Source organism: Streptomyces sp. NPDC002787, from assembly GCF_053592095.1.
In genome coordinates this window covers 1-17,944 of sequence record NZ_JBSFVC010000021.1, presented here as the reverse complement: position 1 = coordinate 17,944, position 17,944 = coordinate 1, and the positions used below count along the sequence as shown (strand labels likewise).

Annotated in this window: 15 protein-coding genes and 1 pseudogene; 10 read left to right on the top strand and 6 right to left on the bottom strand. The window is 72.2% G+C overall.

The features are described 5' to 3' along the window. Positions 1-2: 2 nt before the first annotated feature. Positions 3-1,169, bottom strand: coding sequence for a hypothetical protein (locus tag ACWD26_RS27510; protein ID WP_451274541.1), 1,167 nt, complete (start codon positions 1,167-1,169; stop codon positions 3-5). Positions 1,170-1,367: 198 nt separating this feature from the next. On the opposite strand from ACWD26_RS27510, the gene ACWD26_RS27505 reads away from it, so the two are divergent. Next, the gene (locus ACWD26_RS27505) at positions 1,368-1,958 is read left to right on the top strand and encodes a TetR/AcrR family transcriptional regulator (protein ID WP_451274539.1); all 591 of its coding nucleotides are present in this window, start codon (positions 1,368-1,370) and stop codon (positions 1,956-1,958) included. Between the two features lie 93 nt (positions 1,959-2,051). Here ACWD26_RS27505 and ACWD26_RS27500 read toward each other — a convergent pair whose 3' ends face one another. Beyond that, positions 2,052-2,984: a PaaX family transcriptional regulator C-terminal domain-containing protein gene (locus tag ACWD26_RS27500; RefSeq protein ID WP_451274538.1), complete on the bottom strand. Its 933-nt coding sequence runs from the start codon at positions 2,982-2,984 to the stop codon at positions 2,052-2,054. A gap of 75 nt (positions 2,985-3,059) precedes the next feature. Here ACWD26_RS27500 and ACWD26_RS27495 point away from each other — a divergent pair, with 75 nt between their 5' ends. Next, positions 3,060-4,718: an acyl-CoA dehydrogenase family protein gene (locus ACWD26_RS27495; RefSeq protein ID WP_451274536.1), complete on the top strand. Its 1,659-nt coding sequence runs from the start codon at positions 3,060-3,062 to the stop codon at positions 4,716-4,718. Between the two features lie 546 nt (positions 4,719-5,264). Beyond that, entirely contained in the window at positions 5,265-6,206 is a 942-nt protein-coding gene (locus ACWD26_RS27490; protein WP_451274534.1) for a DMT family transporter, read from the top strand. Positions 6,207-6,392: 186 nt separating this feature from the next. On the opposite strand, the gene ACWD26_RS27485 is transcribed toward ACWD26_RS27490, so the two are convergent. Together ACWD26_RS27485 and ACWD26_RS27480 are read right to left on the bottom strand one after the other, a co-directional pair. Beyond that, on the bottom strand, positions 6,393-8,705 hold the full coding sequence (locus ACWD26_RS27485) for an ABC transporter permease (protein WP_451274532.1): 2,313 nt from the start codon (positions 8,703-8,705) through the stop codon (positions 6,393-6,395). Further along, positions 8,702-9,409 (bottom strand): ABC transporter ATP-binding protein, encoded by a 708-nt coding sequence (locus ACWD26_RS27480; RefSeq protein ID WP_451274530.1) that lies wholly within the window; start codon positions 9,407-9,409, stop codon positions 8,702-8,704. The genes ACWD26_RS27485 and ACWD26_RS27480 overlap by 4 nt, the downstream gene beginning before the upstream one ends. 141 nt (positions 9,410-9,550) lie before the next feature. Here ACWD26_RS27480 and ACWD26_RS27475 point away from each other — a divergent pair, with 141 nt between their 5' ends. Both ACWD26_RS27475 and ACWD26_RS27470 read left to right on the top strand, forming a co-directional pair. After that, positions 9,551-10,453: a sensor histidine kinase gene (locus ACWD26_RS27475; protein WP_451274528.1), complete on the top strand. Its 903-nt coding sequence runs from the start codon at positions 9,551-9,553 to the stop codon at positions 10,451-10,453. A gap of 277 nt (positions 10,454-10,730) precedes the next feature. Beyond that, positions 10,731-11,375, top strand: a complete 645-nt coding sequence (locus ACWD26_RS27470; RefSeq protein WP_451274526.1) for a response regulator — start codon at positions 10,731-10,733, stop codon at positions 11,373-11,375. Between the two features lie 12 nt (positions 11,376-11,387). Here the strand turns inward: ACWD26_RS27470 and ACWD26_RS27465 are convergent, their stop codons facing one another. Then, on the bottom strand, positions 11,388-11,699 hold the full coding sequence (locus tag ACWD26_RS27465; protein ID WP_451274524.1) for a hypothetical protein: 312 nt from the start codon (positions 11,697-11,699) through the stop codon (positions 11,388-11,390). Next, the gene (locus tag ACWD26_RS27460; protein ID WP_451274772.1) at positions 11,620-12,651 is read right to left on the bottom strand and encodes a hypothetical protein; all 1,032 of its coding nucleotides are present in this window, start codon (positions 12,649-12,651) and stop codon (positions 11,620-11,622) included. The genes ACWD26_RS27465 and ACWD26_RS27460 overlap by 80 nt, the downstream gene beginning before the upstream one ends. On the opposite strand from ACWD26_RS27460, the pseudogene ACWD26_RS27455 reads away from it, so the two are divergent. The 5 genes and pseudogenes from ACWD26_RS27455 to ACWD26_RS27435 all read left to right on the top strand — a co-directional run. Further along, positions 12,625-13,005: pseudogene (locus ACWD26_RS27455) on the top strand (NAD-dependent epimerase/dehydratase family protein); the annotation flags it as partial. The gene ACWD26_RS27460 and the pseudogene ACWD26_RS27455 overlap by 27 nt on opposite strands. A 634-nt stretch (positions 13,006-13,639) precedes the next feature. Beyond that, complete coding sequence (locus ACWD26_RS27450) at positions 13,640-14,524, top strand: LysR family transcriptional regulator (protein WP_451274522.1); 885 nt, start codon at positions 13,640-13,642, stop codon at positions 14,522-14,524. A gap of 73 nt (positions 14,525-14,597) precedes the next feature. After that, positions 14,598-15,656 (top strand): tartrate dehydrogenase, encoded by a 1,059-nt coding sequence (locus ACWD26_RS27445; RefSeq protein WP_451274520.1) that lies wholly within the window; start codon positions 14,598-14,600, stop codon positions 15,654-15,656. Between the two features lie 114 nt (positions 15,657-15,770). After that, positions 15,771-16,907, top strand: a complete 1,137-nt coding sequence (gene solA, locus ACWD26_RS27440; RefSeq protein ID WP_451274518.1) for an N-methyl-L-tryptophan oxidase — start codon at positions 15,771-15,773, stop codon at positions 16,905-16,907. Positions 16,908-17,037: 130 nt separating this feature from the next. Further along, positions 17,038-17,718 carry a haloacid dehalogenase type II gene (locus tag ACWD26_RS27435; RefSeq protein WP_451274516.1) on the top strand — a complete coding sequence of 227 codons (681 nt, stop codon included), beginning with the start codon at positions 17,038-17,040 and terminating at the stop codon, positions 17,716-17,718. Positions 17,719-17,944 lie beyond the last annotated feature (226 nt).

The following is a 17,944-nucleotide window of genomic DNA, read 5'->3' as shown; positions in this document are numbered from 1 at the left end:
CGCTAGGGCTGGGCGGAAGCCGTCGTGTCGGGCGTCCTCGTGGGCTCCGCCGGCTCCGTGCGGGCCACTGCCACCCGGAGCGTCAGGGCGGTCGCGACGCCCGCCAGCAGGCCCCAGGTCAGGGCGGCCGGGACTCCGCCGCCGAGGCTGGCGGCCACGTACAGGTCCCAGCGCAGCTGCGCCCCTTCCAGCAGCATCCGCAGCAGCTGGCTCGTCAGCAGTCCGAGCACGGTCGCGCAGACCGCGCCGACCGCCAGGGCCGGGACGGTGGCCCGGGTGAGCAGGCCGGGCAGCAGGCGCAGGGCCCACCAGACCACGGCGAGCAGCAGGACGTCGATGGCGCGGTACAGGAGCCAGTCGCCGAGCGAGGCGCCCGCCGGGCCCGACCAGCCGCCGAGCAGCAGCCACGTGCGCAGGAGGTCGCCCGGTTCGGACAGCAGGCCGCCACCCGAGAAGGCCGTCTGGATCGAGGCGGCGACCGACTGGTACGAGAGGACCACCAGGGACAGGGTGATCAGCGCGGTCCCGGCGGTGGCGGCCAGCCGGGCGGCGCGCGCCGGGACGACCTCCTGCGGCAGCGGACCCGCGCCCTTGACCGTGGCCCGCGCGATGAGCACCGTCACCACGGCGGCGAGCAGCGCCGTGCCCACCAGGACCTGCCGTCCGGAGGAGATCACGGCCGCCAGCTGGGGCAGGAAGCGGTAACTGCCGTGACCCTGCGCGGCGATGAGCCATGGCGCGGAGACGGTGACCGCCAGTGTGCCGGCCACCAGACCCCACGCCCACACCGCGAGCAGCGCCGCCGCCGTCCGGCCGCGCACCGGCGGCAGCCTGCGGACCAGGAGCACCGCTCCGGGCACGAAGAAGGCGAAGACCGCGGCGAACCGGATCTGCAGCGCGGTCTCGTACAGCGCGAGGTACCGGCTGCTGTCGCTCCGCGCCGTGTCCCCGATCCCACCCGACACCGCCGCCCCGACCTGCGCCGAGGCCGGAGGGGCGTACGACCACGGGGCGAGCCAGCGTTCCAGGTCGGCCGCGGCCTGGGCGCCCAACACGTCGATGGCGCCCGGCAGCCGCAGCGCGCTCTCGCTCGCGCCCGCCCACCACAGCAGCGCCGTGAGCAGCAGCCCCCCGACCACCGCCGGTATCGCCGCACGCCGATATGTCATGTGCTGTCCCCCGTTTGGCCGCGCATCCCGAGAACTCCTGGTCGAGGGGAGACTACGGGCCGGTGATCACATGGGCATCACGGCGGTGCGTACGCTTACCCAGTCCTTCCCTGCACCGCTCGTTGATCTATGGCGATCGTTATAAGTCGAGGTCGCGCTAGACTATGACGAGCGCTATAGGCAGAGGGGAGCACGGTCTTGGCCAGTGGCGGCACGCCGTCCCGGGAACGCATCGTGGCCGGGGCGGCCGACCTGATCAGCAGGCGTGGTCTGAACGCGGCGAGCATCCGGAACCTGGCGAAACACGCCAAGGCGCCGCTCGGCTCGACGTACCACTACTTCCCCGACGGCAAGCAGCAGTTGGCCACCGAGGCGGTGCGGTACGCGGACACGGCCGTCGTCCGCATCCTGCGCGAGGAGCTGACGGCGGGTCCGGTCGCCGGGCTGCGCGCCTTCCTGGCCCTGTGGCGCGGGATCGTCCTCGACAGCGGGTTCCGGGCCGGCTGCCCCGTGCTGGCCGTCTCGGTGGAGGAACCGCCGGCGGACGAGATCCCCCCGGCCCTCGCCGCGGCCGCCGAAGCCTTCGGCCACTGGGAGCAGCTGCTCACCGACTCGTTGTGCGACCACGGCGCCGACCCGGAGCGGGCCCCCGCGCTCGCCGCACTCGTCGTGGCCTCGGTCGAAGGGGCCATCGCCATGTGCCGCGCCAAGCGCGGCATCCGGCCGCTCGATCAGGTGGCGGGAGAGCTGGAAGCCCTGATCGCGGGGGCCGTCGACCGCCGGGCCTGAGGGCGGACGATCGCCTGACCTGCTGGTCGAGATGGTCGGCCGGGCCACCCGGAGTGTGCGGGCTGCCGACGGTGCGTTGCCTGCCCCTCGTTCTCAGTCGGTGCGCCCCAGCACCGTCTCGACCAGCTCGCGCCGATACGTCGTGTACGCCTCGCGCAGCTCGGGTCCCGGCCAGCGCTCCGGAAGGAGTCGCGGGGGTAGGACGGGGTCGGCCAGCAGGTGCCGTACGGCGGCCGCGAGCGCGGTGAAGCGTTCGGCGGGCTGCCGGGTCCGGTCGATATGGGCGAGCAACGCCTCGGCGGTGGCGGCCCACGCGTCCAGCGGCCACAGGCTCGCCGCCAAGTCCCTGCTCGCGCATTCGTCGGCCGCGCGTTCCTTGCTCGCCGTCTCCTCGGTCGCGTACTCCTTGCTCGCGCTCTCCTCGGTCGCGCGTTCCTGCGTCGTTGTGTCCGTGGCCGGCACGTTCTCGGCCGCGACGCTCTCGGCGGGCCTGTCGCCGGCGGTCGTACCCCCGGCTGTCCTGTTGTCGGCGGGCCGGTCGAGGCGGGTGGTGAAGTGCCGGACCGCCGGGCCGAAGGCCGCCGGCAGCGGGCGGCGCAGGTTGGCTGGGCGCAGCCAGACGCCTTCCCGTAGCTCGGCGAGTCGCAGAGCCGTCAGCCGGGCCCGCAGCTCGGCGCGTTCGGCGGGCTGCCGGCCCGTCGCGGTGACCACGACCATCTCCCAGTCGCCGTCCCAGGGACGGGTCTGCGGATGCACCGACTCGTCCTGGCGGCGCCGGCGTTCCAGCAGCCGGTCGCTGAGGCGGTAGACCGCGTCCGTGCGCCGCAGGTCCCCGGCCGACACCATCCGGCTGAGCGCGGCCCGCAGCGTGGACCCGGCGACACCGAAGGCCTCCACATGGCGCACCAGATCCTTCACGGGCAGCTCGGGCGGATGCGTGCCCAGCAGCAGGCTCAGGACGACGGATCGCGCGGACAGCGGCCGCAGTTCGAGCTCGGTGGGCCGCCCCGACACGTTCGTCTGCATGCCCCGTACTGTACGTGTCGCATCTTCGGTGTTACGCCATGGATGCGACCGCAGGAGTAATGTAATACTCGCGCCATGGCCCAGATACTCGCGCACACGCAGCCGCAGTACGCCACCCACGACGTCACCAACCAGCCCCCGCCCCTCGCCCCCTACGACGCCTCCGAGGACGTCGCCCTGCTGGAGGGGCTGCGCAGGGAGGGCGCCGAGTGGGCCGAGAAGGACGTCCGGCGTCTGGGCCTGACGGCCGGTGGCGCAGAGGCGCAGGAGTGGGCCGAGCAGGCCAACCGGTACGCACCGGAGCTGCGCACCCACGACCGCTACGGCAACCGCGTCGACGAGGCCCACTTCCACCCCAGCTGGCACCACCTGATGCGGACCGCCGTGAACGAGGGACTGGCGGGCGCGGCCTGGGCGGACGACCGTCCCGGCGCGCATGTCGCACGTATCGCCGGGGGACTGGTGTGGGGGCACACCGAGGCCGGGCACACCTGCCCGACGTCGATGACGTACGCCGTAGTGCCCGCGCTGCGCCGGCAGCCGGAACTGGCGGCCGTGTACGAACCGCTGCTGACCGGCCGGGAGTACGACCCGGGCCTGCGGGTGCCCACCGAGAAGCGCGGACTGCTCGCCGGGATGGGCATGACCGAGAAGCAGGGCGGCAGTGACGTACGGGCGAACAGCACGACGGCTACGCCCAGTGCCGAGCCCGGTGTGTACAGCCTGCGCGGACACAAGTGGTTCACCTCGGCGCCGATGTGCGACCTGTTCCTCGTGCTCGCCCAGGCGCCGGACGGGCTGACCTGTTTCCTGGTGCCGCGCGTCCTGCCCGACGGCAGCCGCAACACCTTCCGCATCCAGCGGCTGAAGGACAAGCTGGGCAACCGCTCCAACGCCTCCTCGGAGCCGGAGTTCGACGGGACCGTCGCCTGGCGGGTCGGGCCCGAGGGACAGGGCGTGAAGACCATCATCGAGATGGTCAACTGCACCCGGCTCGACTGTGTGATGGGCTCGGCGATCCTGATGCGCAAGACGCTCGTCGAGGCGGGCCACCATGCCCGGTACCGCCGCGCGTTCGGCGCGCCACTGCTGGACCAGCCCCTGATGCGCAACGTCCTGGCCGATCTCGCGCTGGAGTCCGAGGCGGCCACCACCCTCACCCTGCGGCTGGCCGGCGCGGCCGACCGTTCGGTGCGCGGGGACGAGGGCGAGCGGATGTTCCGCCGGATCGCCACCGCCGTCGGCAAGTACTGGGTGACCAAGCGGGGCCCCGCCTTCACCGCCGAGGCCCTGGAGTGCCTGGGCGGCAACGGCTACGTCGAGGACTCGGGGATGCCCCGCCACTACCGGGAGGCGCCCCTGCTGTCGATCTGGGAAGGCTCGGGCAACGTCAACGCCCTCGACGTACTACGGGCGTTGACCCGCACGCCCGGGACCGCGGACGCCCTGTTCGCCGAACTCGCCCTGGCCCATGGCGCGGACGCCCGGCTCGACACGGCCGTGGCCCGTCTGAAGGACGCGATGCGCGAGGCCGACCAGACCGGAGCCCGGCGCCTGGTGGAGCGGATGGCCCTGAGCCTGCAGGCCTCCCTGCTGGTCCGCCACGCCCCGCCCGCGCTCGCCGACGCCTTCTGCGCGACCCGGCTCGACGGCGACTGGGGGCACGCCTACGGCACCCTCCCGAACTCCGCCGACCTGGACACGATCCTGCGGCGAGCCCTGCCGACCGGCTGACCCGACGGCCGCCCGGGCACCACCGCACCGGCGTCCCGGCCGAAGGCAGCGGGGCGCCGGCCCGGCCTCAGGCACCCACAGCCGCACGGATCGCCTTGACCTTCTCCTCGGTACACCGTCGAGGCTGTGCTCGGCCCACCTCACCATCTCGTAGCGCGGGATGCACCGGCACCTCGCAGGCCCCGCTCACGGCGCGCGCCGGGCCGGCATGTCCGCCAGCACCTCGGGCGCCCCGCGGACGACGTTCCCCAGCAGGACACGGATCGCGTTGGGGAGGACATTGTCCGAAGCCGCCGATTGATACAACTGCCCCGCGTTCGGGGGTCGGGGGCCGCCGGATAGCATCGCGGCGTGAGCACCTACTGGCACGTCGTTCTGCCGCCTCTCTGCGCCTGACCGGGCGCAGCAGACACTGACGCGGTTTGATTCCCGGTCCCGACCGGCCCGCAGGGCGGTCAGGGGTTGTTGTCGTGCGCCCGTTTCGGATCGAGTCCCAGACGCATTCGACGACGGAAGAACACGACTGTGCCGAACCGCACTTCCCTCTTGTCTCCCACGCGCCCGGCCGCCGCCGGTCCGCGCCGTACCCGCATCGGTTTCCCCGGCGGTCCCGCGCCCATCCTCACCTCGGCCGTGCTGTGGGGCACGACCGGCGCCGCCAGTTCCCTGGCCCCGGCCGACGCACCGGCGGCGGCCATCGGCTGCGCGGGTCTCACCCTCGGCGGCATCCTGCTGTTCCTCAGCGCTCGCGGCGCCCGCGCGCTGCCCGCCGCCGGCACCCGCCGCGAGCGACGGCTGCTCGTCCTGGGCGCACTGGCGGTGGCCGGATACCCGATCACCTTCTACCCCGCCGTCGCCAGGAGCGGAGTGGCCGTGGCCACCGTGATCGCGCTGGGGAGCGCCCCGGTCTTCGCCGGGCTGCTGTCATGGATCATCGGACAGTCCCGGCCGACCGCACGCTGGACCGGTGCCACCGTGGCCGCCGTACTGGGCTGCGCTCTTCTGGTGCTGGGCCCCGGGCTCACCGGGCACACCACACCGATCGACCTGACGGGCGTGGCGCTCGCAGGCTCCGCCGGACTGTCCTACGCCGTGTACGCGCTGATCGGTGGCAGGCTCATCACGCGCGGACACCCGTCCGGGGCGGTGATGGGTGTGCTGTTCGGGGCGGCCGGGCTGCTCGTCCTGCCGCTCGTGCTGTTCCTCGACACGCACTGGCTCACCACCACGCGCGGCGCGGCGGTGGTCGTGTACCTCGCCCTGTTCACCGTCTTCCTGGCCTACCGGCTGTTCGGGTACGGACTGCGCAGCACCTCCGCGTCACTGGCCACGTCACTGACCCTCGGCGAACCCGCCGTCGCGGCGGTTCTGGGTGTCACCGTCCTCGGTGAAAGGCTTCCGGCCGTCTCCTGGAGCGGGCTGGCCGTTCTCGGCCTGGGGCTGATCCTCCTGACCTCCCCCGGCGGGACCGGCAGCGCGAGGCGGTAGCGGTCGACCTGGTGGCGGTACCCGATCAGCCGGCGCAGCCGGTTCTGGCGGCGCACGGCGTCCAGCAGGAACGGGTTGCCCGAGCAGCCGACAGGGTCCGCTCCCCGAGGCCGGCGGGGGCCTCGGGGCGGCCGGGCCGACCCGTACGAGGCGTGCACGGTCGGCCTCGTCGAGCCGGGCTGCACCTCATTCGTTGTGCAGCACCTCCGCGATCGTCAGTCGGGCGGCTCGGCGTGCCGGGACGTACGCGCCCAGGACGGCGATGGCGAGACCCGCGCAGGCCAGGCCGGCCAGGGCCGGGGCGTGCCAGACGTCCGTCATGGACGCGGGCAGGGTGATGTCCACGGCATCCGCCATGCGCGGGACGACCAGGTGGTGGCCGGCCATACCGAGCGGGATGCCGAGGAACGAGCCGAGGGCGCCGAGCAGTGCCATCGACGCCACCGTCATCACCGTGACCTGCCGTGGGGTCATGCCGATGGACTTGAGCATGCCCAGGTCGCGGCGGCGGTCGCGGGTGTTGAGGACCACGGTGTTGAAGACGCCGAGGGCCGCGACGACCGCGAGGAGGAGGGTGAGCGCGGTGGCGGAGCCGATGATGGTTTGAGTGACGGAGTTGGAGCCGGTGGGCGAAGGGCTGAGTCCCGGATCGGCGGCACCGGCGGCCCGCGCGTACGCGTTCGGGTCGGCGCCGTCGCGGAGCTTGACGTGGTAGGCGATGGGCTTCTCCAGTGGAGCCAGGGCCCGCATCGTCGACCAGTCCGCGACGACCACCCGCGCGTTGCTCTCCATGAACTCGCCTACCACGACCAGGTCTCGCGTGCGGTCGCCCTTCTCCACGCGGAGGCGGTCGCCGACGCTCAGCCCGTTCCGGCGGAGGAACGCCGATCCCGCCACGACCTCACCGGAGCCTTGGATCCACCGGCCGTCCGTGAGCACGCTGCCCAGTCGGAGCCGATCGCCTCGACGGGCTTCGAGCCACAGCTTCTCCGTCGAACCCACTAGGCGGGCTTCGGTGTTGGCCCTGGCCGTGACCTCGCGGGCGTCGGGCAGTGAGCGCAGCAGGGAGTGCAGTTCGAGGTCGTCGTGTTCCGGCTTCGTCTCCTTGCCGTTGTGGAACGCCCCCACATAAACGGTGACCTGGTAGGCGTCGCGGCCCGCGTTGCCGAACCGGTCCATCGTCGTGGCCAGGCCGGTCGCGAACGTCACGGTGGTCACGCCGAGGACCACGGCGGCGAGCGTGAGGGCGCTGCGGCCCGGCCGGGCGAACGGCAGACCCAGCCCCAGACTCACCGAGCGCGGCAGCCGGCTGCCCGCCAGTCGGCGCTGGACACCGAGCGCCCGCCCGGCGCGCGGCGCGCTGCCGGCGCTGATCGCCCGCGCGGCGGACATCCGGTGGGCCCGCACCGCCGGAGCGAGCGCGGCGAGGAGGCACACGGCGGGCATGCCGAGCAGGGCGAGCAGGTGCACCCAGGGCGCGAGCGCGACGCTGTCGTGGAAGACCCCCGCGTCCGGCCCCATGAACACGAAGCGGAGCAAGGGCCGTGCGGCCAGGTTCCCCGCGACGGTTCCGAGCACGCAGCCGAGCACCGCGGGGACGGAGATCATCACTAGATAGACGGCCACCACCTGCCCCGGTGTGAAGCCCAGCGCCTTGAGGATGCCGATGTGCCGGAAGCCGGAGATCACCGCGCCGCTGACCACGTTGGCGACGATGAGCACGGCCACCACGATGCCGAGGACGCCGAAGGCGAGCAGATAGGGGGCGTAGGCCCGGGCGGAACTGCCTATCTGTTCCTTCAGGGTGAGGTACGACCGTGAGCCGGCCAGCGCGCCCGTGGGCAGCGCCTCGGTCACCGTGGCCAGGTGCGCGCGCAGCCGGCTCTCCGACGAGGCATCCGTGAAGCGGAGGAGCAGCTGGCTGGTCGTGGGGTTCAGCGCCTCGATCTGTGCGGGTGCGACCCAGGCGTCCGCCGTCCGGCTCAGATCGAAGGCGAAACCGACGACGGTGAGGGCGGGGCCCGAGGGCACCTGAAGCTTCTTGCCCAGGTCGTCCGCCGTCCAGTCGGGCTGCCGGTTGAGGACGACCTCACCGGGCCCGGTCGCCCAGCGGCCCGCCCACAGGTCCAACCGGCCCACCGGGCCGCCGGGATCGGTGCGCCCCACGACGGTGAGCTCACTGCCGAGGCCGTAGTCCATGGCCTCCCTCGGCAGTTCGACCGAGGCCTGCGCGAAGGGCCCGGCGCTCGCCGCCACACCGGACTGCCGTACCGCACGCGTCAGTTGACCGTCGGAGACCTTCGCGGGATCGAACGCGGCGACGACATGCGGTCCCCGCTGCGCGCCGAAGGCCTTGTCGAACGGGGAGGAGGCCGCGTCGACCAGGCCGAGCGCCACCACGATCGCCGTCGTCGAGGTGAGCGTGACCAGAGCGATCACCCAGGTCTGCAGCCTGCGCCGCCGTACCGCCGCGCGGGCGGCCCGCCACACGGCCCTCATGCGGACGGCTCCAGCGTGTGCTCACCGGTCACCCTGCCGTCGGCGAACTCGACGAGACGGCTGGCGCAGCGCCGGGCCAGGTGCTCGTCGTGTGTCACCAGGATCAGCGTCTGGCCGATCTGATTGAGGTCGAGCAGCAGGTCCATCACCTGCTCGCCCGACCGGCTGTCCAGCGCGCCGGTCGGTTCGTCGGCCAGCAGCAGGGCCGGCCGGTTCATCAACGCCCGTGCCACCGCCACGCGTTGGCGCTCGCCGCCGCTGAGCACCGCCGGGTAGGCGTTGCGCCGGTCGGCGATGCCGAGTTCGTCGAACAGCTCCAGCGCGCGTCGGCGGGCCTGCCGGGCAGGGGTGCCGGTCAACTGGGCGGCCAGCGCCACGTTGTCGAGGGCCGACAGATCGTCGATGAGATTGAAGAACTGGAAGATCATGCCGATGCGGCGCCGCCGGTACAGCGCGAGCCCCTTCTCGCTCAGTTCCCCCACGCTCTCGCCGTGCACGACGACCGTGCCGCCCGTCGGACGGTCCAGACCGGCGATCATGTTGAGCAGCGTGGACTTGCCGCACCCCGAGGGGCCCATCACCGCGACCGCCTCCCCGGCCCGGATCTCCAACGACACCCCGTCCAGCGCCGTCGTCTCGCCGTACTCCTTGCGTACGCCGTCGAGCCGTACGACGGCTTCTCCCCTGTTGTTCTCAGTGACCATGCACCGGACGCTAGGCGAGGAGCGCGGCCGGGACATCCCTCCCGGGATGGCACCGGGGGCCCGCATCTCATCCCGGGGATGCAGGGACCCGCATCCCCGGGATGATGCGCGGCGGGAGGCCGTTCTGCGAAGGTGAACCCCGTGTGGGAGTGGGGGTCGAACGGCGTGACGGCGGCGTTGGGGGTGGCGTGTGCGGCCGTGGCATGGCTGGCGGTGGCGCTGGTGCGCACGCGGCGCCGGTGGCGGACGGCCGTGGGCGAGCGCGGCTGGTTGCTCGAACGGGAGCGGGAGAGTGCCGCCCGTGCCGCCGTCGCGGCCGAACGCGACCGTATCGCCCGGGAGTTGCACGACATCGTCAGCCACAACGTCAGCCTCATGGTGGTCCAGGCGGGAGCCGCCCGCGAGGTGATGGGCACCATGCCGGACGAGGCCGCGGCGGCCCTGCTGGCCGTGGAGGACGCGGGACGCGGCGCGATGACCGACCTGCGCCATCTGCTCGGCCTGCTCGCGCCCGCACAGAACGGCGAGGACGGCGACGGGGACGCGCACGGGGACGCGGACTTGGGCCCCGGCGCGGTCCGAGTCGGGGGCGCTACGGCCGAGTTGGCACCGCAGCCCGGCCTGGACCGGCTGGGCCCCCTCGTCGACCGGGTCTCCTTCGCCGGCCTGCCCGTCGAGGTGCGGATCTCCGGGGAGCCGCGCCCGTTGCCGCAGGGCATCGACGTGACCGCGTACCGGATCGTCCAGGAGGCGCTGACCAACGCGCTCAGACACGGTGACGGCGGCAAGGCCGAGGTCACCGTGCGGTACGCCGACCACGCGCTGCGCGTGGAGGTGCTCAACACCGGTCCCAGCGTGCTGACCGGCGGTAACGCCTCCCCCTCACGTCCCGCGCGGCCCATCTCGCGGCATCGCGACGGCGCGGGACGGGGGTTGCTGGGCCTGCGCGAGCGCGTAGCCGTGTACGGCGGAGACCTGGACGCCCGCCGCCGCCTCGGCGGCGGCTACCGGGTCCGGGCACGCATTCCGCTGGACCGGCTGTGACGGGGGCGGGGGTGAACGAATGACCGGGAGGGAGCCGGTGGACGGGGTGGACCGACGGCCGGGAGCCGGTCGGTGGACGGGGGAGGGACGGATGACCGGGAGCGGGTCGGTGGGCGGGGGCGGGAGCGGATCGGCGGCCGGAGGTGGGCCGACGGCCCGGGGTGGATCGGACGGCGGGGGTGGGGGCGGATCGGTGGCCGGAGGTGGGCCGACGGCCCGGGGTGGATCGGGCGGCTGGGGTGGGCCGGTGGCGGCCGGGGCTGAAGCGGCGCCCCGCGTGCTTGTCGTCGATGACCAGACGCTGATCCGGACCGGCTTCCGGCTGATCCTCACCGCCCGGGGCATCGAGGTCGTGGGTGAGGCGGCCGACGGCGCGGAAGCCGTCGCGATGGCCCGCGAGCTGGAACCGGACGTCGTACTGATGGACATCCGCATGCCCACCATGGACGGCCTGGAGGCCACCCGCCGCATCCTGGACCGGGCCCCGGGCTGCCGGGTGCTCATGCTCACCACCTTCGACCTCGACCGTTACGTCTACACGGCCCTGTCGATCGGAGCCAGCGGCTTCCTCCTGAAGGACGTCACCCCGCAGCACCTGGCGGCGGCCGTACGACTGGTCGACACCGGCGACGCCCTGCTGGCCCCCTCCATCACCCGGCGGCTGGTGGAACGCTTCGCCACGGACGCCGCCCACCCACCCGCCGCGCACGCCGACCTCCAGGCCCTGACACCCCGCGAACTGGAGGTCCTGACCCTGCTCGGCCGAGGCCTGTCCAACACCGAACTGGCCGCCGAGCTCACCCTCAGCGAAGCCACGGTGAAGTCCCACGTGGCCCGCATCTTCTCCAAGCTCGACCTTCGCGACCGCGCCCAGGCCGTGGTGATCGCGTACGAGAAGGGGCTGGTCAGGCCGAGCGCCTGAGCGTTGTGGCGGTCAGGTGTCGGCGGCCTGTGGCTGCCAGGTGGTGCGGATCAGGGCGCTTTCGGTCGCGGCCAGGTACACGGCGGTGGCGAGCCAGCCTCGCGCGTACCGGTCCGGGTCGGGGTCGGTGATGCGGCCGAAGACGTCGCGGGAGCGGCGGTCGGCCTCGGCGGTGAGGGTGGCGGCCAGGCCGGCGGCCGTGTGGAATCCGCTGCGCCGCAGGGCCGCTCGGCCCCCGTTGCGGTCACCGTCGCGGGCGGGTTCGGCGACCGCGCGGCGGCCTCCGGAGACGGCGACCTCGACCAGTCGGCGCAGCCGCCACAACGGTGCCTCGGCGAGGGGATCGGCAGGGGCGCCGACGAGGCCGTCCACGGGGGGGCAGGGCGTCCGGTGGTGGGAAGTGGGCGCCCTGGAGACGGTCGTAGCCCAGGTCGGCGTGCCCCTGCCAGTCGTCGGGGAGCCGCAGGGTCGCTTCGCCGTCCGGGACCGGGCTGATCGCGAGGGGGCGGAGTGTGGCGGCGCGGTCGGGGTCGAGGCGGCCGATCACACGCAGTCTCAGCCCGAGCCGGGAGGCGAGCTGACGGAAATTGGCGGTGTGGGCGAGGTCGGGGTGGCCGTTGGCAGGGGTCAGCCGGACCAGGAGATCACTCGCGGACGCTTGCCCGGTGGGGGACAGTTCACGAGCGAGCAGGTGGTCGCCCGCCGCGCCGACCACGACCAGGTCGCAGCCGATCAGTCGGCGTGCAGTCTGCTCGGCCTGCTCGGGGTCGGCTCCCGGGGCGCCCATGAGCCGTTCGGCGACGGCCTCGGCCAAGGGGCGCCGGAAGAGGGCGGCGAGCGGACCCGACGTCCAGGACAGACCGGTGAGAGGAGTGGCTCGTACGCCCTTGCCGGCGCCCAGACGGCCGTCCGGGGAGAGCGTCGCACCGGAGATCAGCAGCCCGCCATGGGCGAGTCGGGCATGGTCGAGCGCACCCGAGCCGAGCGCGACGGTGGCCGTGGCGGCACCCCGGGCACGGGCCGGGCCGCCGGGCTTGACGTCGGCGATGGAGAACCAGCGGCCGTCGTCGGAGACGAGATGGGTGACGACACCGCCGTAACCGGTGGCCGAGATCACCGGCTCCCGGCAGACTCCGTGGACCCGCAGACTGCCGCCCGGCCGGTAAGCACGGCGGGCCGTGCCGACCAGGGCCGGATCCGGGGACGCCGCCGACAGCAGGCCGGTGGTGAGCAGCAGTTCGCGCACACTGGCGGCCGGCTGGCCGACAGCTACCACGCCAGCTTCGACACCCCCGTCGTCACCCTGAGACCGTTCAACACCTTCGGACCCCGCCAGTCGATGCGCGCGGTGATCCCCACAGTCATCGGCCAGGTCGCGGCGGGGGAGCGGACCATCACCCTCGGCGATCTGCGCCCCACCCGGGACTTCACCTTCGTCAAGGACACCGCGAAGGCGTTCCTGGCGGTCGGCACCGCGCCCTCCGGGCAGGTCGTCGGCCGCACCTTCAACGCCGGTACCGGCGGCGAGATCTCCATCGGCGACCTCGTCGCGCTGATCGGCAAGGTCATGGACAGCGAACTCGACGTCCGCGAGGACGAGGCACGCATCCGGCCCGCGGGCTCCGAGGTGTGCGGCTCGTCTGAGCCGAAGCACGATGGTTGTCACATAGGCAAGCTGGTTGTCACCGACGGCGTTGTGGGCCATTGGGCCTGAGCGCGACAGGTCGACAGGTGTGGTCATCCGTGTCCGGCCTCCTACATCCCGCACACGATTCCCGAGCGGACCGACCAGGTCCGCAACCGGGCTCGGCGAGGCAGCACCCGCACTCGGCGCCGCCTCGACATCGGCGGCCTGTCCTGGATCAACGAGCATCCGCAAGGAGCATCGGCCGGTCCCCAGCCGCCGCAGTGATCCACAGGACGGGTTCTGGGCGTCGGTGCCTTTGTCCGGGAGGAGCGCACGGGGGAGCGGCGGTACGGACCGCAATGATCCGGGGCGATGCGGTATGGAGTGCGTCGGGTGCTGGCCCTGTCGGTGAGGGCCCATGTGAGAGGCCCAGTGCCTGTTCGAACCTCGGGCGGGGAGACGGCTGTGACCGGGTGCCGCAGCCGACCAGGGAGTGCCTCAGGTGGCTGTGACCGCCTTTCGTGAGGTTGACGGCCAGTGTGTCGGTGGTCCGTACTTCGTCGGGGCGGTCCTTCGCGTCACCATGGTCGGGACCGATCGGGTCGTCGGTTGATCTCTTCCCGGGCAGAGGGCGCGTATGGACATTCGGCAGCTGGAGTACTTCCTTGCGATTGTTGATCGTGGGGGGTTCAACCGTGCGGCGTCGGCTCTGTACGTGTCGCAGCCGTCGCTGTCGCAGGCCGTGCGGGCGCTGGAGCGTGATCTCGGCTCGGAGCTGTTCCATCGCATCGGGCGCAGGGCAGTCCTGACGGAGGCGGGAAGGGCCCTGATCGAGCCTGCCCGTGAGGCCGTGCGGAGTCTTCAGACGGCGCGGGCGAGTGTTGCGGCGGTGCATGAGCTGCGTGAGGGGCGCCTGGATGTGGCGGCGATGCCGTCGCAGGCGGTGGAGCCGCTGACGAGCTTGGTCAGTGCCTTCAGCCGCCGTTATCCCGGCGTTTCCGTGGCGATCAATGCCGCATTCACGTCGCGTGATGTGATCGACATGGTGCGCACGGGTGCGGTGGAGTTGGGGCTTCTGGCGTCCGCCGGTCCTCTTTCCGACAAGGAGGTCGTCTCCCATGCGCTGGGGCGGCAGCGTTTTGTGCTGGTGGTGCCGGCCGACGGCCCGTTCGCCGGCCGGACGGCGGTGGAGTGCCGGGAGCTTGCGGGACAGCGGCTGATCGTCGGGCAGTCGGGTACCGGGATGCGTGCCTACGTCGACGCGGTGCGGGAGCAGGGCATCGAGTTCGCCGTCGCCGTCGAGACCGAGCACCGGGTGTCGCTGATGCCTCTGGTGCTGGCCGGGGTAGGGCTGGCGGTGGTCACGGATTCCTGGCGGGACCTCGCCGGGCGGCTGGGCGCCCGCGTCCTGGACATCGAGCCGGAGAACACCTTGGACATCGCCCTCGTCGCCCGCCGCGGCATCCTGTCGCCCGCAGCCGCCGCGTTCGTCACGGCCGCGACCTCGGCCACCGACAGCTGATAGGCACCGCTTATAAGACAGATCCGCTTTGCGTCTTGGACGCCTTACGGACCACCCTGCTGCAATCTTCGCCATGACGACGAACCACCGGATCGCCCTGATTCCGGGCGACGGCATCGGCACCGAGGTACTGCCCCCGGCACAGCAGGTGCTCGATGTTCTCGGCCGCCGCCACGGCTTCAGCCTGTCCTACACGTCGTACGACTGGTCATGCGAGCGGTACCTGCGGGAGGGCGCCATGATGCCCGCCGACGGGATCGACCAGCTGCGCGAGGCGGACGCGATCCTGCTGGGCGCGGTGGGATACCCGGGGGTGCCCGACCATGTCTCGCTGTGGGGACTGCTCATCCCGATCCGGCGCAGCTTCCGCCAGTACGTCAACCTCCGGCCCATCCGCGTCTTCGAAGGCATCGACAGCCCGGTGCGCGGCGCACGGCCGGGCGAGGTCGATATCGTCGTCGTGCGCGAGAACACGGAAGGCGAGTACAGCGAGGTCGGCGGCCGGCTCAACAGCGGCTTCCCGGACGAGATCGCCGTGCAGGAGGCCGTGTTCACCCGGGCCGGCGTCACACGCCTGCTGGACTACGCCTTCACGCTCGCCTCCCGGCGCGGCGGCCGCCTGACCTCCGCGACCAAGTCGAACGGCATCATCCACACCATGCCGTTCTGGGACCAGCTCGTCACCGAGCGGGCCGCCTCGTTCCCACAGGTCGCCTGGGACCAGGAGCACATCGACGCGCTCGCGGCCAAGTTCGTCCTCGAACCGGCCCGCTTCGACGTCGTCGTCGCCTCCAACCTCTTCGGCGACATCCTCAGCGACCTCGCGGCCGCCGTCGCCGGATCCATCGGCATCGCCCCGGCGGCCAACCTCAACCCCGAGCGGGACTTCCCCTCGATGTTCGAGCCGGTGCACGGCTCCGCACCCGACATCGCGGGCCAGGGCATCGCCAATCCGCTGGGCGCGATCTGGTCCGCGGCCATGATGCTCGACCACCTCGGCCATCCCGCCGCGGCCAGGGACATCACGGACGCGATCGCCGCGGTCCTGGCCAAGACCGATATCCGCACCCGTGACCTGGGCGGAACCGCGACCACCGCCGAGTTCACCGAAAAGCTGATCGAACTCCTATGAGCCATCTCCCCCTGCCTCAAGGGTGAAGCGAAGTATGGGTTGACCTGCAGGATTCCATGGCCGAAAGTGAGCGCCATTCCAGCGGGGCCTAAACCGGAAGAAAGGAGCGATTTCATGAGCATCCCCAAGCGCGTCGCCGTGATCGGTGCCGGCAGCATGGGCAGCCAGGTCATGTGGCGACTGGCCGCTCGCGGAGCCGAGGTCATCGGCTACGACCGGTACGCACCGGGCCACGACCGCGGCGCGGCGGGGGGCGAGAGCCGCATCTACCGAGCCGCCCACCTCGGCGAGCCCGGGTACGTTCCGCTGCTGCGGCTCGCGGACCGGATGTGGGAGCAGCTCCAGGCGGAGACGGGCCGGTCGCTGCTACGCCGCAGCGGCAGCCTGGTGATGGCAGAGACCGCCTCACCGCCCATGCAACTCCTCCTGTCCACCAGCGCCGCCCAGGGGCTGGATCACGAGGTACTGGACCGGGAGGAACTCGCCCGCCGCTACCCGCAGCACCGGCTCCCGGACGGACACACCGCCGTCCTCGACCGGTTGGGCGCCGTCATCAGACCCGAGGCGTCCATCCAGGCCGCCGCCGCCCGCGCCGAACAGCTGGGCGCCCGGCTGCACCGTTACACCACGGTGCGCGAGGTCGTCCCCGCGGCGGGCGGCGGGGTGCGGGTCGTCACCGACCAGGGCACGGACCATGTGGACGCCGCCGTGGTGACCGTGGGCCCCTGGATCAACACCCTGCTCCCGGACCTCCCGCAGGCCATCGACGTCCGCCGGGTGATCTGCTCGTGGCACCTGCCCACCCGCCACGACTGGTTCGCGGGCGGTGCCCCTCCCTTCGTGCGCGCCACACCCCACGACTGCTTCGGAATCCCGTCGCCCGACGGCATCTCCGTCAAGCTCGGTCTCTCCTTCAAATACCATGCGCCGGTGCCCGAGCCCGAACGGCTCGACCGCACGGTCCCCCCCGAGGAACTCGGCATTTTCCGCGAGCTCATCGGTGAACTCATGCCCGACCTGAACCCCGACCCCATCAGGGTGTCGGCCTACATGGAGGGCTACACCAAGTCCGGAAACCCGCTCGTCGGCCATCTCCCCGGCGAGGACGACATCATCGTCATGGCGGGATTCTCCGGCAGCGGCTTCAAGCTCTCGCCCGCGATGGGCGAGATCGCCGCCGACCTGGCGCTCGACGGCACCACGGAGCACCCCGTCGACTTCCTCGCCCCGGCAGGAGTCGACGCCACCTGACCCGGGGCGAGCGTCGACGACATCACCCCGCACCCCCACACCCCGCACCCCATCCCGACATCTCTGTCATGGGCATGCCCGAAATCGGGTTGCCGCAACCAGTTCCCGCAGCAAGAAAGTGAGCACTCCCATGCCCATTCCCTCGTTCCAGTGGCGCCCGAAGTACGTCTCGTTCGACTGCTACGGCACGTTGATCGACTGGCCGATGAACCCCATCACGCGTGAGCTCGTCGGCGACCAGATCCCGGCCGAGCACTGGGACCAGTTCGTCAAGGAGTTCCGCGGCTACCGCTACGACTCGGTCTGCGGCGAGTACAAGCCCTACGAGCAGACTCTGCAGGACGCCTTCGAGGGCGTCTGCCGCAAGTGGGGCATCAAGGCCGCCCCGGACGCCGGCAAGCGGCTCGGCGACGGCGTCCGCAGCTGGGGCCCGCGCGCCGATGTGCCGGAACCGCTGAAGAAGATGGGCGAGAACTACAAGCTGGTGATCCTCTCCAACGCCGACAACGCCTTCCTCGAGGAGAGCGTGCCCCGGCTCGGAGCTGACTTCCACGCGGTCTTCACCGCGGAGCAGGCCGGCTGCTACAAGCCCCGCTACGCCGCGTTCGAGTACATGCTCGACCAGCTCGACGCGTCCCCCGAGGACTTCGTGCACGTCTCCTCGCACACCCGCTACGATCTGCTGCCGATGCACGACATGGGCTTCCGCAACCTCGTCCTCCTGGACCGCGGCAGTGACCCCGTCACCCACGGCTACGACTACGTGACGGTGAAGTCCCTGGACGAGCTCAACACCATGCTCGGCATCTGACCCGCGACGCACACCGTCCCGCACCGACACCTTGAAGGACCCGCAGTCCATGTCGGCGACGCCCGCGTAGAACTCGCAGTACCGGGTCGAGGGCGACGTCCTCCGCCGCATCCTCGACCCGGGCGCCCGCGGGGGGGGCGCCGGGCCCCCCGGGGGGCCGGGGGGGGGGCGCCGACGGCGGGGCACGGGGCACCCTCCCCCCCCCCGGAAATGGCCCCCCCGCCCC